The sequence below is a fragment of the Caproiciproducens puteiluti genome (genome assembly GCF_052442865.1).
In the GTDB taxonomy this organism is placed as follows: Bacteria; Bacillota; Clostridia; order Oscillospirales; family Acutalibacteraceae; genus Caproiciproducens.
On sequence record NZ_CP194790.1, the window covers coordinates 3,231,887 to 3,247,611 of the forward strand.

Consider the following 15,725-nt stretch of genomic DNA (forward strand, 5'->3'; position numbering starts at 1 on the left):
TCTTTTCTTAAAATGCTTCCGGCCAGACGGAATAGCTGCCGTCAAAAAGGATATTGATCAGATAGTTGCCCTCATGCTCTCTGGCACGCTCGATCGCCGCCTTCAGGTCTTCTGCTTTCTGAATGGTTTCTCCACCCATGCCCGCATTTCTCGCGATCTCCGCGAAGTCGAGCTGTGTCAGATCCACGCCGGTGTAACGGGGGCCGAACTTGAAATTTTCTTCCTGACGGATATTCCCGTACGCGCCGTCGTTCAGAACGATGACGATCTGTTTGGATCCGGAGCGCGCAACACTTTCCAGTTCGCCGAGACACATGCCCATGGAGCCGTCGCCCAGAATTGAGATGACTTCTCTGCCGGGCTCGGCCAGGCTGCTCGCCATACCGGCCGGTACCGCAAAAGCCATGTTGCCGTAGTTGACGGGCTTCATATAGCTGACTTTTTCCTTCAGGGTAAGCAGATGTGACCAGGCGCCCGGATTACCGGCGTCGATACAGACGATTTCGTCCTCCTTTAAAAGCTCCGACAGCTCCCTCATCACAGCGACCGGAGGGGCGGGAACTGCTTTGGAATCATTGATTGAACCGGAATAGACCTTCTTCTTCCATGCATCGAAGTCTTTGTCGATCCCTGTGACCCACTCGCTGCTGATCTTCTTATTTTCCTCTGAGGCGGAAGGAAGGGTATTGAGCAGCGCGTCGATCGTCAGTCCGATATCGCCGACGATGCCGCACTCTACCGGATAATGGCGGCCGATGTTCTTGGAATCAAAATCCACCTGGATAATATTGTTCAGCTTTAAGCCCCATCTATTCGTGCCGACCGCACTCATGCTGGAACCAAGAACCAGAACGGAATTGGCACTTTCCAGAATGGATTTTGTAAAGGCGCTGCCGTGTCTTGTCCTTGCGCCGTAAACCAGCGGATGGGTGGTCGGAACGCTGCCGATACCGTTAAAAGTGGTGACCATGGGAGCGTTCAGCTTTTCAGCCAGCTTTAGCACCTTATCGGAAGCGTGGGACAGCTTTACGCCGTTGCCGCACAGGATACAGACCTTCGCGGTTTTTGCGAGGAAGTCTGCCGCCTTGGTCAGGTTCTCCTGATTTGGGGGAACAATGGGCTGGAAACAGTAGGATTTGGGATCCTTGTATTCGTACTTTTGCAAGAACGACCTTCTGCTGGTTTCCGCCGGAAAGATCGAAGGTTTTAAAGTCTGGATCGCGGGGCTTTAAGTTGACCATATCCGCGTATTTTATGCCGTTCTTCTTCTTCTTTCCAAAGTCCTGCAGGCCGCGCGTCTTGAAATGGTCCAGCGCCGGAAGCGCAATGTTGTCGGAATTGCTGAATTCCCTGATAAAACCCTCTGTTTTTCTATTTTCTGGAATCAGTCCCACCCCGTTGCTGATTGCCACGGCGGGAGATGAATTATTTACCTTTTTACCGTTGATAGCGATTTCTCCGTCGCTGATTTTATCAGCACCGAAAATCGCACGCATGACGTCGGTCCTCTTGGCGCCGACCAGTCCGTAAAAGCCCAGTATTTCACCCTTGTTCAGCTTGAAATTAATGTTTTCAAATATGTTGTTCACCGAAAGATTTTTTACCTCAAGGACCGTGTCGCCGCTCTGGACACAGCGGGGCTTCATCCGTCTTGCAAACATGGACACGTCACGCCCGACCATGCTGCGGATCAGTTCTTCTTTTGTCATATCCTGTGTGTTAAAGGTGTTGATGTATTTTCCATCGCGCAGCACGGTCGCACGCTGGGTCATTTTGAAAACCTCATCCAGCCTGTGAGAAACATAGAGAATGGTAATGCCCTTGTCCTGCATTTCATGCATGATATTGAAAAGGATTTCTGTTTCTCTGCTGCTGAGAGAAGCCGTGGGTTCGTCGAAGGACACGATTTTCGCGTCCAGGAAAAGCGCTTTTGCAATTTGCAGAACCTGCATCTGCCCGACGCTCAGACTTCTGATTTTGTCCGTCGGCTTCATATCTGCCTGAACCTTATCGAGAAGCTCCTGTGCCTGCCGGTTCATCTTTTTCCAGTCGAGCAGGCCGTGCTTTTTCGGCTCGCTGCCGAGCATGATATTCTGGGCGACGGTCATGTCCGCAACCATGTTGACTTCCTGATGCACCTTAACGATTCCGTATTTGATCGCGTCATAGGCCAGATTGAAGTTCACCTTTTCTCCGTCGATAAACACTTCGCCCTCAGTGGGCTGGAAAACGCCGTGCAGGATGTTGAGCAGCGTACTCTTTCCGGCGCCGTTCTCTCCGAGCAAAGCATGGATTTCCCCTTTTTTTATGGTAAAGCTGACGTCATCAAGTGCTTTGCAGCCTGGAAAGGACTTGGAAACATGCTTGAATTCAATGTAATTGTCATTTGCCATAGTATGCTTTTTCCTCCTTTGTGAAATCGGGGGACAGGGTGCCGTGTCTCTGTCCCCTGCTATTCACAGAATCAATTGCTTATTTCTGCACTTGGTAATCCAGATCTTTCCAGTTGATAACCTCTCCCATATTCTGATCCGCGTTGCTGCTGTCGATGATTCCGATGGAGCCCCAGATGCGCTCCGGAAGAACAATGCCGTCCATTGCTCTGAAAGCGATATCGAGAGCCATTTTGCCCAGATAGTAGGAGAACTGGCCGGCGGTCAGGGTGAGCTCGCCTTCCTTGATCGACTTGATTGCCTCGTTGGTTCCGTCCGTGCCTGCTACATAGATTTTCCCCAGCTTATCGGCGGCTTTTACGGACTCCACCGCGCCGAGAGCCATTACGTCGTTATTGCAGAAGATTGCTTTCAGGTTGGGGTATTTTTTGATCTGAATATCCGCGATGTCCTTTGCTTTCATTCTGTCCCAGTCGGCGTTCTGTGTATCAACGATCTTCAGCTTGCACTCCGGATTTTCGTCGATCCATGCCTTGAAGCCGGCGGTGCGGTCACGGGCGGACGGGTTGTTCGGGATACCCATAATGATGGAGACCTCGCCGCCCTCGGCGCCGATCTTCTTGGAGAACGCTTCCGCTACCTGTCTGCCGGACTCGTAAGAGCTCAGGCCTATGTAGTAGGGGACGTGGGGTTCGTCGTCATAAGCGACGGAACCGGTCACGATCGGGATACCCGCCTTCTGAGCGTCCTCAATTCCGGGAACCAGGTTCGCGTCGGAGATGGGGAACGCGATAATGCAGTCGTATTTTTTGTTGATCATGTCTCTCATGATGGAAAGCTGGCCTTCCTGATCCTGGTCGGTCTGGCCGGAACGGATGTCGACGGTGACATTGCAGCCCGCGGCCTTCATGCGGTCGATTTCCTCTCTGATGCCGTTGGCCATCATGGACCAGTATTCATTTTCAAGAGATTTCATAATAAATCCGATTTTTACTTCTTTATCGGGAACGGAAATGGAGCCCAGCACTTTGCTGAGATCCGAATAGAGTACTGCCCCGTTTTTGAAGTTGGGATCCTGCTTTTGAACGGGAACGGAGCTGAAATCAAATTTCGGGGTCTCGGCTTTGCTCTGAGTGTCGGAAGCGGCCGGCTGGGAAGCGGCGGCATCCTCTGAAGCTGCCTGATTGGAGCTGCAGCCGGTGGACAGGGAAAATAAAATTGCCATACAAGTAAGGATCGCTAAGATTCTTTTTTTCATGAATAAACCTCCCAAAAATTCTTTCTTTTCAATACGTCTCAAAATCTCGTTTACCCTTTGCAATGATGGTAAAAACAGCTCTCTTGATTCCCTCACCTCCCTGTTGAAATCCCGCCGAAAGTCATTGCTTTTCCGCGTTTAAATATCTCCCTTTTCGGACATTTCATTGATTTGCTCTTCGGTGTAGCCCAAACTTTTCAGTATTTCAACCGAATGTTCCCCCAAATTCGGAGGGCCCATTGTGATTTGAGGCGGTGTCTTGGACAACTGCACGGGGAATCCCTGCATGGGAATATTTCCTACGCCCTGATAGGGCACTTCAATAATCTGCTGATTATGCTTCACCTGCGGCAGACGGATAAATTCGGAAATGGAAAGCACCGGAGCCGCCGGAATTCCCTGTTGATTCAGTATTTCGACGATTTCGTCGCGGTTGAGGGCAGCCGCCCACTGTGCGACATATTCGTTCAGTTCGTCGGCGTTCTGGTACCGGGAGGCCACCGTCAGGAATTTCGGATCTGTGATCAGCTCGGGCCTTCCAATTACGGCCGCCAGCTTTTCCCAGTGCGCCTGAGGCGCCGCGATGATATAGACATAGTCGTCCTTCGCCTTAAAGCATCCCACAGGAGCTGTGTTTTTATCCTTGTTGCCGATTCTGTTCCTCTGCTGGTGCAGCAGCAAATCCTGTGGGATCGCTTCGATCAGCAGGGACGCGGCCGTGTTGAGCAGGGAAGTCTGCACGTGCTGACCTTCTCCGGTCCTTTCGCGGCTGTATAAGGCGGACAGGATTCCGAAGGCGGTGTTGCTCGCCGTATTGTAGTCTATAACATAGGTGCCGGCCAGATACGGTTCCGAATCCGGCGAGCCCGTCATGCTCATCAGGCCGCCCATGGCCTGCAGGACGGAATCAAAGCCAGGATACTCCGCCATGGGTCCCGTACTGCCAAAGCCGGAAATGGAAGCCAGAATCAGTCGTGGATTTAATTTGTGTAACGTTTCCCAGCCGAAGCCCATAGCCTCCATGGTACCCGGCTTGAAGTTCTGAATAACGACGTCCGCTTCCTGAAACAGCTTTCTGAGGATTTCCTTTCCCTTTTCCGTGCGGGAATTGACCGTGATCCCCTTCTTATTCCTGTTGAAGACCATGAAATAGAAACCGTTACCGTCTATCGCCGGCTCATATTGGCGGACGATTTCGCCGCCGGGTGATTCCACCTTGATGACTTCCGCCCCCATGTCGCCCAGAAGCTGAGCGCAATAGGGGCCTGATATATATCGCGATAAGTCGATTACCTTGATACCTTCTAATGCTTTCATACATTCTCTCCCCGGTTTTCCAATATTGCTTAGATAAATGTCGGCAAATCAAGAGAAAGCAGTTTCTTCACCCCTACTTTTTCCAGATATTCTTCCTGATCTTCCACCCCGGTGACATAGGCGTCGAGGTATTTGGAGAAGTTCTCCTTGTCGGAGCTTGCGTCCACATACTCCTGAAAATGCCCTTCGTCCACATTGTAGAACTGCGGCATGGAGCAGGGATGCGCACCGTACGGGGCGTGTACAACCGCCGTAACCCTGTATTTCGGAATAAAGCAAAGATCGTTGTGGCGGCGGATCAGATCGTTGCTCACAATACGCTCGACGGTGACGATCACCTTGTCGCAGGAACGCGCCATCAGCACGTCCACTCCCTGCGGAACCAAGCGCTTCTGCGGCATCAGAACATTTCCGTAAACATCGGCGGCAGCCGCATGGATAATTGCCACATCCGGGTCCGCCGGGGGCACCGCGTAGTATTTCTTCCCGGTCAGCGGGCAGTTGAATTCTTTGATATCGGGGTTCTTGGCAAGGATATCGCTTCCCCCCAGATAGGAACACGGCCAGAAGCTGAGCTTCTCGAGGCTGGCGTGAAAACGGTTGAAGGCCAGATAATCGGAATAGTCCACCATCTGAAACTCGCCCTGCTCGACTCCCCTTCGGAAATTTTTCGCAAGCCCGTAGCGCTCAAGCCCCACATAGGAGGTCTCCACTTTCTTCAGCATTCCGGCTCCTGCCAGAAGGTCAACGTCAAGTCCGTTCAAAGAACCGACAACGGTCAGATCCTTTTTCTTCTGCCTGACCAGCTCTCTCAGAAAAGCCATCGGATGGGCGTGAATAGCACATCCGCCGATTGCAAGCCGGTCCCCGTCGGATACCAGCGAAGCAGCCTCTTTCATGGATATTAATTTTTCTTTCAGTTCCAATTTCTACACCTCTAAATTATATTGATCTCGGAAGGAGCAGGCCTTTGGGATCAATGATGTTTCTCAGCAGATAAAGCTCTTCCTCTGTGGGAGCGGGTGTTTCTTTTGCATCGTATAGATTTTCAATGGCGAAACCCGTCTCGTTCCGGATATCCTCCGGAGTATATCCTGGGTGGATGGAGTAGAGCTGCATGCGCCCCGTGACCTCATGGAAACTGAAAATACATTTATCCGTTACCACATATTCCGGTCCCGCACCGCTCAGTCCCAGCTTTGCCCTGCCTTCGCGGCCGCCCGGGTAACCCACGGCGGAAACGAAGTCCACCTTTTCGACAAATTTTCTTTTTTCAAGCTTCATGGTAATGATTTCGCGCCCGAAAAGCGCCAGATGCTCCGTCTGGAAAATTGCGCCTACCAGACGTACCTTCGGATGATCGTGATCGCCGATGCAGACGCTGTTCATATTACCGTAAGCATCGATCTGCGCGCCGGAAGAAAACCCTACCGTAATGTCCCCTCTGTTTACGCACCATGGAGCGGGGAAACCCAGCATCATCGCTTCGCTGTCCACGTCCACGGACGTCGGCTCAAACTCGGAATTCGGCACCGTGGTCAGCTTGGAGAGGTCCGGATTGTGGAGCATTCCCGCCAGAAGCACCGTCATGTTCGGTGCGTGAGTATGCTGGGCAAGCGACATAGCCGCCAACGGAACCATGGAGGCCATCACGGCGGTCTGGTCGCCGGTGACAAGCCCGGTAAACCCAACGTCGTCATCTCTGAACATCTTGGAAATGTTCACGGCCAATAATTCATAAAGGGTATAGTCTTTTGCCGTTTTCAATGTTAGCACCTTTTTTCTAATATTGTATTTATATTGTCTTAGTGTATATATGTTATCATATATTTTCATATGGTGTCAATCAATTAAATCTCTAAATAACCAAAACACTATTTATGCAAATTGCTAAATTTAAGAGTCGGCTTTGTTCTCCTGTACCAAATCATAAAATTGACAGGCCAGCTTCATCAGGGACAAATATTCCGGATACAGTGCATCGTACTGCTCCTTATCCGGCAGGCGGGGTTCAAAAATCCGGTCGACGGGATTTTCCAGCTGCTCCTTTGAAAACTGCTCCCCCGCCGCAAGCGCCGCGAGAATCACACAGCCTCTGGTGGTTGCTTCCAGAATACGCGGCACGACAACCGTTTTTCCGGTGATGCTGGATTTGATCTGCATCCACAGATCGCTTCTGGCGCCGCCCCCGATGGAAATAATACGGCAGACCGGGATTCCTGCGTTTTCAATGATCTCCATCACATTTCGAATAGTATACCCATTGGCTTCCAGCAATGCCCGGAACAGGTGCCGCGGCCCGTGCGAGGGCGTCAGACCCGTAACGGTTCCCCTGACATTGGCGTTCCAGAAGGGGGTGCGCTCACCGGTCAGGCTGGGAATAAAAAGAACGCCTTCCGCCCCGGGGGCCACCTTAGAGCTCATATCGTCCAGCTCTTTCAGGCTGTGCCGCCCCTCAAGCAGAGCATTGCTCATCCAGTCAAGCGTTCCCCCGGAGAGTCCGAGCGAACCGCCTACCAGCCACAGTCCCGGAAGGACGTGGGGATTCGTCATCACCCGATTTTCCGGGTCCACGGCCCACCGGTCGCTAACCGCGAAGGTTACGTCCGTCGTGCCCATGACGCTTACCGCCACGCCGCCTTTCACTCCTCCGGCGCCAAGCACGCCCACCGACCCGTCCGGCCCGCTGACCGCTACAGGGATTCCCGCCGGCAAACCGAGTTCCTCCGCCATCTCCTTCGTCAGCGACCCCGCCGCCTCCCAGCTTGCTTTCAGTCGGGGCAGTTTACTGCCGTCGACCCCCAAAGCGTCGATCAGCCTCTCGTCCCAGTCCATCTCTCTGACGTTCAACAGCATCGTATAGCACGCCGAGGTGTAGTCGATGCAGGCGTTTCCGGTCAGCCGGTAGTTGATAAAATCCTTGATCGTAAAAAAGATGCTGATTTTGGAGTAAAGAGCCGGGTCGGCATTTTTAAAGTGCCTCAGCTTCAGGCCCCCCAGCTCCGGGCTGAGCTTTCTGCCGTTGCGCTCATAAAATTCATTCGGGTCAAAGGAGCGGGAAAATTCCTCCTGCTCTTCCTTTTTCTGATCCATCCATGTCAGTGCCGGAGCCAGCGGGGTCCCGTCCTGTGACAGGGCAACCCAGCCAACCAGAGAGCTTGCCCCGACAGCACATATTTCATAATCCGTTTTCTCCATGACCTGCCTAATTAATCCCTTGATTTCGTTAAAATACAGATTGACGTCTATGGAAGGCGAAGCCAGAATTTTTTTGGATTTCGCCAGCAAAAATTCCAGACTATTGTCAAACAGAGACACCCGTATGGAACTTGACCCTACATCGATCGTCAGATACGCTTTTTTTCCCATTTTCAATATCCTCCGTCTAAAAAATAGTAAAATAAAAAGAGCGGTTTCACAGAAAAGCCACCCTTATTATTTATTTAAGTAATTATACGCTACCTGTACAGCTTCATCGAGAAATTATAACGGTCGGAAACGTAATAGATTTCTGTATATTCCACCGCGTCCCCATTCTGCAGAAAAGTGGTTCGTTTCATTCTAACCAGCGGCGTTTTGTCAGAAATATCCAGATTTTCACACTGCTTTTTCGTTGGCAGCACCGCGTCAATCACCTGTTCAGCATGCGCTATCTTTAATTGAAATGTACCTTCCAGAGTTTTTAGCAGGGAATTGGTTTCGAGCTGATAGGCATCAAGTCCGTGACAGAACCGGTCGCGCAGATAAATTTTCTGCTCTGCGAAAGGCTGTTTATTCGCGTACCGCACCCTGTAAATCGAAATGATATCCTCATTTTCTTTGATTCCCATCCGCTCAGCCAAGACATCGTTCGCCTGAATCATTTTCACGCTCAATATTCGGGAAGTCGCACTGATCCCGCTGCTGGTCAGGTCTTCATGCAGGCCGGTCAGCCTTCCCAACTGGCGGTTGAATTTGGGAGCGGACACCACGGGCCCCTGTCCTCTCATCCGCTCAATAATTCCTTCCGAAATCAGCTCGCCCAACGTTTTGCGAACGGTGACCCGGCTTACGCCGTAATACTGGCTGTACCACTGTTCGGTAGGCAGCTTGTCCCCGGGGACCAGTTCCCCGGATTTGATCTGTTCCTTGATTTGCTCCTTAATCTGATAATATAACGGTATTGGTTTTGTTTTATCAATCATTTCTTTGCCCCCTGCTGCGCAATATTGTATTATTATTGTTATTGTGTATTTATTATATCACAATCTTTTCCTCCGCGTCAATCAAAAAATAACAGTTCCGGTAGATAATACGCGCCCATATTTAGCGAATTTGTCTAAAGAAAAAACTGGAAATAAAAAAAGCATCTCCGAAGAGATGCCCGAAGGATCATAAAAAAATTATACAATGACCGGCCGCGGCGCGCCTTTCAATTTTCCAAAAGCCACTGCCTGTACTGCTGAAATTCGCCGTCCGCAGGACAGAGCTGCAGCACAAAGCCGACGCGCCCAAGCAGGCCGCGCCGGTACTCCTCCGGCCCCTGCGCTATATGCTCATGAGAAAGATGGGACTCCCATCCGTATTTTCGGATATAGTACAGCTCCTTGCGGATATCGCGGCGGTATTCCCTGGGGGCCTGAAGCTTTTGATTTGCCACTACCCCGGTAATCTTTCTCCGCTGTCCGCGATTTAAAATCCGCGTTTTCCGGTCGTTTAGGGTGAACCCGTTTTCCGCCAGAACGCGCCGCACAAAATCGATGAGTGCCAGCGGATTGAAGGTACCGGAAAAAGTCATATCGTCGCTGTAACGGGTATAGGCGATCCCGCGCCTGCCGCAATACGCGCTGATTTGGCCGTCGATCGGCCCAAAAACCAGATTGGAAAGAAGGGGACTGGTCGGCGCACCCTGGGGAAGCGAGCCGCCCCGGGTGCAAAAACGCGCAAAATAGAAGCTGAGAACGCTGTTGTAATTCCGATTTTCCAAAGAAGAGCGGTCATCCGCATTCAGATAATGGCACCCCACGTAAGGAGAAGCCTCCAGCGCATGGTCAATGGCGCGGAATACCTGCGCGAAAGAAATGCTGTCGAAAAAAGCACGGATGTCCAGCTTGACCACCAAAGGCTGCCCCAGATGGGGGCGCGCGTTGTCCAGTACGGATTTCCCCGGCAAATAAGCGGTCACACAGCACGGCCCGGCGGCGGGCAGCAGCCCTAAAATGCCTTTCTGGACCCTTCTGAGCGCGCGGTTCGGAACACAGAGCAGCCGCGTGCCGGATTCTCCTTTCGGCAGCTCACGAAGGGTGTAACAGCCGCACCGGTATTTTTCACGGGAGAGGCGCAAAAGCTGGTAATAGCACCGGTAAAACTTCCGCTCGTCCCGGTTATGGTAAAGATATCTGCAAAAGTCTTCAAGCGTATGAAGCATGGCCATTGCCTCCTGCCGCAGACCCGGCTGATTTTTTAATAAGCGGAAAAGGCACAAAATCTTCCTTCGGAATGCAACCGCAGCCGTGTTTTAAAATACATGAAGTGTATGGTTACACGGTGAGGATTGCTTTCTGCGCGCGCAGCGCAGGTCCTTTTACCCTTTCGGGGGCGGCGACTCGCCGTCCTCCTGCGAAAAAAATCCGCAGAATCTGCTGCCGTTTCCGCTTATCATGTACTTTACCACATCGGGCCGAAATAATCCAGCCCACCCCCAGCTTTTTTGCCGCAGCAGTTCTTAATCCTTCTGTTCCCGTCTTGCCGCGTTCTGCCTTGCGGTCATGATTTTTTTACACACCTTCTCCAGCTTGGAGTAATATGTCTGCGGAATGCCGCCGTCGGTGATGACGCAGTCAAATTCGGAAAGGTCGGCGTACCGGGTCAGATACGTCTGTCCGAATTTGGTATGGTCCGCCAGAAGGTATTTCCGGTTTCCGGCGTGGAGCAGAGCCTTCTTTACCAGAGCATCCTCCGGTTCCGGCACTGTTGCGCCGTACTCCAGACTGCACCCGTGCGTACCGGAAAACACCTTGTCGGCCCGGAGATTCTGAAAAAACTCGGCGGTCATTCCGCTGATGGTTCCCGCGGAAACCTCGTTGTATTCCCCCGGGGCAAGAATCAGCCGGATTTTCGGACGGCTCCCCAAATACTGGACCACCGGCCAAGAGTTGGTAATAACGGTCAGCTTTTTTTCCTGGATGTATCTGGCGATTTGCAAAGTTGTGGTTCCGCAGTCGATAATCACGGTATCGCCGTCCTCGATCAGTTGGGACGCTTCGTACCCGATATCCCTCTTTCGATCGGTCATCTGGCCGGATTTCACGGAAAAGCTCGGTTCGATCGCCGTGCGGGTATTTAAGTACGCTCCCCCGTAGCTGGTTGTCACAAAGCCCTGTTTTTCAAAGAAAAGAAGGTCCCTGCGAATCGTCATGGCGGAAACGTGGAACCGCTCCGCCAGATCGTTGACCGCCACGGAGCTCTCCTTTTGCAGAAGCTGATAAATTTCCATTCTGCGTCGTGCGGCACTCATTTCCATTGTCCAAACCTCCCCTTTTTTATAAAGACATTTTGGGTATCCGAACCATTCATTATCAAACAGGAAAATTTGTTTTCTTTTGTTGTATTTAGGATCATTTTACCATAATGAAGAAAAAACGTCAATTGATTCATTTTTCGTATAAACAGACAGTGCCCCCGGCAAAGCCGGGGGCACTGTCTGTCAGAAACATATCTTAATTCCAACAGTTTTTAAGGGGATCGCATGATATCCATCTAAATATTTTTTATCATTTCTTTTTTAATTAGCCTGTTCAAGGCAATTTCTCATTGTTTAGCAGGGGTAGTTGAGAGAAATACCTCCCTCAGCATTGGCAAAACATGTGATAAACGATCGAAGGAGGTTTTCAGACCGCAACTAAATTTTGAAAGGACGGAAAAGAATGGTTTATTCAGTAAGCGACTACAAAATTGAAATTGGTACACCCGTAGAAACAGGGGAACCGCAGCTCAGCACGGTCTCCAACGTGGAAAGTATGGAGATGAAGTTGAAAGGAACCACAAAAGCCTGGAACCCGATGGAGTTAAAGGGCTGGGCCCGAAACATGGTAACCGGGAAAACCTTGTCCCTGACTTTTAAAGGAAAGCGGTGCTACGGCGACGCCGGCAACGATTTCGTTGCAAATAAGCTGCTGTCCATCGGAAGCGACTGTGCGGCCGTATTGAAAATCACTTTCCCGAACGGCGACGCCCTTTCCTGCGACGGGCTTGTCGACATTACCTCGTCGTTCGGCGGCGCCTCAACGGATATGGATTCCATGGAATGGACCTATACCGTCGACGGAAAGCCGGAATATCTGGAAGCGGTACATGCGTAAAAAATGAAGAAACAAGTCGGGCTTTATGCCCGACCTGCTTTTTGAAAGGATGAAAAATTTGAACATTGATCTTGACCGTTATACCGATCAGACCCGGCCCGCCGTAACGATTTTCGGAAAGTCCTACGAGGTGGACAGCGACTTTAAAAAAGTGCTGAGCATGCAGCGTTTTGCTTCGGACCTGAAAGGCGACGCAGATTCCATTCGCAGTTTCCTTTCTTTTTCGCTGACCGGCGGCGAGGCTGCGGCAGACGAAATTCTTTCCCACAGTATCCCTTTTTCCCTTCTTCAGAAGCTGGAAATAGCTGTTATGGCCGCGATGACCGGCAAAGAGATGAGCGAACTGGAAGAACAGATGGGAAAAGCATCCCCATCTTCCTTTCGGGAGCCGGAACGCCGTACAAAATAACGGGTTCGATCCCGAATACGATTACGACCTTATCTGCGCGTCGTTCGCAGCGTCCTACGGCATCCGCCTGAGGCTTGCGGAAACCCGCATGAGCTGGCGGGAATTCAGCGCTTTTCTGGCCAACCTTCCGGGAGAAAGTCAGCTTGCCCGCATCATCTCGGTCCGCACGGCAGAGGGGGACGAATTGAATTCATTATCCCCTGCGCAGAAAAAGCTGCGGAACGATTGGTACGTTTGGCTGAACAGCCGGACGACGCCTGAAAAGAAGCTTGAAGACAGCGAGCAGCTGCGTGAAAGCTTAAAATCCATGTTTTATGAAAGGAGGGATCAGGATGGCTGATAGCAAGGAAGAAATATCACTGTCCTATGAGCTGGATGTGAAAGAACTGTTGAACCAAGCGGTCGAATACGGAAAAGAAACCGGGGAGCTCCTTAAAGAAGCAATATCGGATTCTCTTTCCGATCTGGGCGATCGTATATCCGCCAAATTTGAATACGCCCTCGATACTGCGCTTCCGGGAATTTCCGAAGGGTTTAAAAAGATTTCCGAATCGCTGAGCAGTACAAACTCTGATTTTCAGGATTTTGCGGAAAAACTTGCCGCAAATCTGGGACCGTCACAGGCACAGATGATTCAGGACTTTGCCAGCAAAGTCGGGGCTACAGTCGATACAGCGACCAATGCGGCAAACTTTTTCGGTGCTGCAATTGACCAGATGGGAAATATGCGTACGGCGCTGTCAGGCGTCAGTCAGGGGTTACAGACATTTAAAGCGGCTGGCGGCGGACTTGAAGGAGTCTCAAAGGCTCTGCAAAGCGTCTTCTCACTCGGTCCGCAACAGCTTGTTTTTCTCGCCATTGCGGCAATTGCCACTTTGGCAGTAGTTATATTCAAAAACTGGGGACCGATCAGCGCGTTCTTTCAGAATCTTTGGAATACGCTGCAAGCAGGAGCAAAAGTGCTGGGGACCTGGTTCACCGGTACCTTTCTGCATTATTTTCAGGATACCTGGAACAACATTAAAGCGTTTGTCGTCGGGATACCGGCTTACTTTACCAATCTATGGAGCGTGCTGACCGGAGGGATGACGAATCTTTGGAACACCATATCCGCGGTTGTTAAAAAGATGGTTCAGCCTCTCGTTCAGTCCATTTTGACACCATTCACCGGCCTTCAGACGACCTTTAAGCAAATCCTGACCGGAGTACAGAATATCTTCACCGGCACCTTTACTCTTCTGAAGAACATCATTCTGGGTCCGATACTGCTGATCTGTGATCTGATATCCGGGAACTTTGGAAAAATTCTTCCGGACCTGATAAAGATTTTCACAAATATTCAGAATGCGCTCAAGCAAATCTGGACCGGCATTCAGCAGTATTTCCGCGGTGTGTTCACCGTTATCGGAACCATCTTTACCAGCACATGGAACGGTTTTGTTTCCATTGTCACAACAACCGGTACAAAGATTAAAACCGGAATCACAACGCTGTGGGACTCGATTATCAGCTGGTTCCGCTCCCTGCCTGCGACCCTGATGCAGATCGGTGCAAAAATGTTTGAATCGATGAAAAGCGGTATAGACAGCACGATCCATACGGTTGTAAGTGCTGTTCAGACGGGAATCGGGCAGGCAATCGACTGGATTAAGGATCTGCCCCACCAGGCGCTCCAATGGGGAAAAGACATCATTGGCGGCATTGTGGACGGAATTAAATCTGCCGCGGATGCGGTCGGCAACGCCGTGAATGGAATCGCGCAGGATATTCGGAAATTTCTGCATTTCAGCGTACCCGACGAAGGTCCCCTCGTAGATTTTCCGACCTGGATGCCGGATATGATGAAAGGGCTTGCTTCGGGTATCCTTGAAAATAAATCACTGGTCACTGCCGCACTGATGGACCTCGCCGGAGCAATGTCCGTGGGGCTGAGTGTGACCCCGGCTCTCGCCGTGTCAGGCGGCGGCTCTGCTTTTGCAGCGCAGCAGCAAGGCTCTTTGTTTGCAGCCGGCATTTCCCGCCCGGTGATTGACTATCACCCGACGTTCCAGAGTCCCAAGGCGCTCAGTCCTGTGGAAATCGCGCGGCAGGAGAGGCAGAACGCACAAAGACTATCACTATTTCTTCGGAGGCGCTGAATGAAACTGATATGCAATAACACCCGCGGAGCAACGATGTCGTTTGGAGCTTTCGCTCCCTGCTGGCTGGTCTCCGTAGACGGTCTCGGCTCTTCCTTTAACGTTTATACTGCGAAAACCAGCGGACAGGATGGAGAAAACTACAACGGCTCCGACGCACAGAAGCGCAACATTGTTTTCAATCTGGAGATCAGCCGCGGGGATTTTGAAAAACAGGTTGGACGTCTCTATCGTTTTTTTCAGAAAAACTCACCCGGAACGCTTACCCTTGAAGGCGGCACACCTAAAAGAATCGGTTATTACGTGGAAAAAGTCGATCCTGAGGCGGAAAGCTTCTCCCCCGCGGGCAGCTCGCCGTATGAAACGCGGAGCGTCACAATTTCGCTCATTTGCCCCGATCCCAGATTTTATTCCGCTCAGGACAGCCTGACTCAGCTTGCCGCGTGGGACGGTTTGATTGAATGGGACGTGGAAATCAGGGAAGAGCCGTTTGCTTTGACGGAAAAGGTAAACACCCTCATCGGAAACGTCCATAACGACAGCTCCGTTCCAATGGGTTTGACTGTGGCGTTTACGGCTTCCGGTGAGGTAGTCAACCCCTCGCTGTACGACATTAACCGGCATGAACTGATGAAAATAAATACGACGATGCACATCGGCGATAAGATTCTCATTACCACCGGCACCGGAAACAAAAATGTCCAGCTGATTTCAGGTGGCAGAACCTTCAATATCAATAATCTCATGGCATACCCGCCCAAATGGCTGATGGCATACGAAGGGGATAACCTGTTCCGGTATGATGCCGATTCCGGCATCGACAGCCTAAGCGTGTCCATTTTAAGCACTCAGGCGTATTGGGGGGCGTAG

At 51.2% G+C, this 15,725-nt stretch carries 14 protein-coding genes and 1 pseudogene; 5 read left to right on the forward strand and 10 right to left on the reverse strand.

The annotated features are described in order from the left end of the window. Positions 1-7: 7 nt before the first annotated feature. The 10 genes from ACRQU7_RS15690 to ACRQU7_RS15735 form a co-directional block, all read right to left on the reverse strand. The gene (locus ACRQU7_RS15690; protein WP_444645613.1) at positions 8-1,117 is read right to left on the reverse strand and encodes a thiamine pyrophosphate-binding protein; all 1,110 of its coding nucleotides are present in this window, start codon (positions 1,115-1,117) and stop codon (positions 8-10) included. Next, positions 1,005-2,393 (reverse strand): sugar ABC transporter ATP-binding protein, encoded by a 1,389-nt coding sequence (locus ACRQU7_RS15695; RefSeq protein WP_444641693.1) that lies wholly within the window; start codon positions 2,391-2,393, stop codon positions 1,005-1,007. The genes ACRQU7_RS15690 and ACRQU7_RS15695 overlap by 113 nt, the downstream gene beginning before the upstream one ends. A gap of 79 nt (positions 2,394-2,472) precedes the next feature. After that, positions 2,473-3,651 carry a sugar ABC transporter substrate-binding protein gene (locus ACRQU7_RS15700; protein WP_444641694.1) on the reverse strand — a complete coding sequence of 393 codons (1,179 nt, stop codon included), beginning with the start codon at positions 3,649-3,651 and terminating at the stop codon, positions 2,473-2,475. A gap of 138 nt (positions 3,652-3,789) precedes the next feature. Next, positions 3,790-4,968: a CaiB/BaiF CoA transferase family protein gene (locus tag ACRQU7_RS15705; protein ID WP_444641695.1), complete on the reverse strand. Its 1,179-nt coding sequence runs from the start codon at positions 4,966-4,968 to the stop codon at positions 3,790-3,792. A 29-nt stretch (positions 4,969-4,997) separates the two neighbouring features. Then, on the reverse strand, positions 4,998-5,894 hold the full coding sequence (locus ACRQU7_RS15710; protein ID WP_444641696.1) for a CoA transferase subunit A: 897 nt from the start codon (positions 5,892-5,894) through the stop codon (positions 4,998-5,000). A gap of 16 nt (positions 5,895-5,910) precedes the next feature. Continuing rightward, complete coding sequence (locus tag ACRQU7_RS15715) at positions 5,911-6,735, reverse strand: CoA-transferase (RefSeq protein WP_444641697.1); 825 nt, start codon at positions 6,733-6,735, stop codon at positions 5,911-5,913. A 129-nt stretch (positions 6,736-6,864) separates the two neighbouring features. Next, entirely contained in the window at positions 6,865-8,337 is a 1,473-nt protein-coding gene (locus tag ACRQU7_RS15720; RefSeq protein WP_444641698.1) for a xylulokinase, read from the reverse strand. A gap of 89 nt (positions 8,338-8,426) precedes the next feature. Next, entirely contained in the window at positions 8,427-9,152 is a 726-nt protein-coding gene (locus ACRQU7_RS15725; RefSeq protein WP_141826174.1) for a GntR family transcriptional regulator, read from the reverse strand. 227 nt (positions 9,153-9,379) lie between these two features. Then, positions 9,380-10,375, reverse strand: a complete 996-nt coding sequence (locus ACRQU7_RS15730; protein ID WP_444641699.1) for a reverse transcriptase family protein — start codon at positions 10,373-10,375, stop codon at positions 9,380-9,382. A 297-nt stretch (positions 10,376-10,672) separates the two neighbouring features. Next, the gene (locus tag ACRQU7_RS15735; RefSeq protein ID WP_444641700.1) at positions 10,673-11,470 is read right to left on the reverse strand and encodes a DeoR/GlpR family DNA-binding transcription regulator; all 798 of its coding nucleotides are present in this window, start codon (positions 11,468-11,470) and stop codon (positions 10,673-10,675) included. Positions 11,471-11,873: 403 nt separating this feature from the next. On the opposite strand from ACRQU7_RS15735, the gene ACRQU7_RS15740 reads away from it, so the two are divergent. The 5 genes and pseudogenes from ACRQU7_RS15740 to ACRQU7_RS15760 all read left to right on the forward strand — a co-directional run bounded on the left by ACRQU7_RS15740 (position 11,874) and on the right by ACRQU7_RS15760 (position 15,725). Continuing rightward, a complete protein-coding gene (locus ACRQU7_RS15740) occupies positions 11,874-12,308 on the forward strand; it encodes a phage tail tube protein (RefSeq protein ID WP_141397627.1) in 435 nt (144 codons plus the stop codon). 58 nt (positions 12,309-12,366) lie between these two features. Then, positions 12,367-12,717, forward strand: coding sequence for a hypothetical protein (locus ACRQU7_RS15745; protein ID WP_444641701.1), 351 nt, complete (start codon positions 12,367-12,369; stop codon positions 12,715-12,717). A 10-nt stretch (positions 12,718-12,727) separates the two neighbouring features. After that, positions 12,728-13,057, forward strand: a pseudogene (locus tag ACRQU7_RS15750) (Gp15 family bacteriophage protein); the annotation flags it as partial. After that, positions 13,050-14,855, forward strand: a complete 1,806-nt coding sequence (locus ACRQU7_RS15755; RefSeq protein ID WP_444641702.1) for a phage tail protein — start codon at positions 13,050-13,052, stop codon at positions 14,853-14,855. The pseudogene ACRQU7_RS15750 and the gene ACRQU7_RS15755, both read left to right, overlap by 8 nt. After that, on the forward strand, positions 14,856-15,725 hold the full coding sequence (locus ACRQU7_RS15760) for a phage tail domain-containing protein (RefSeq protein WP_444641703.1): 870 nt from the start codon (positions 14,856-14,858) through the stop codon (positions 15,723-15,725).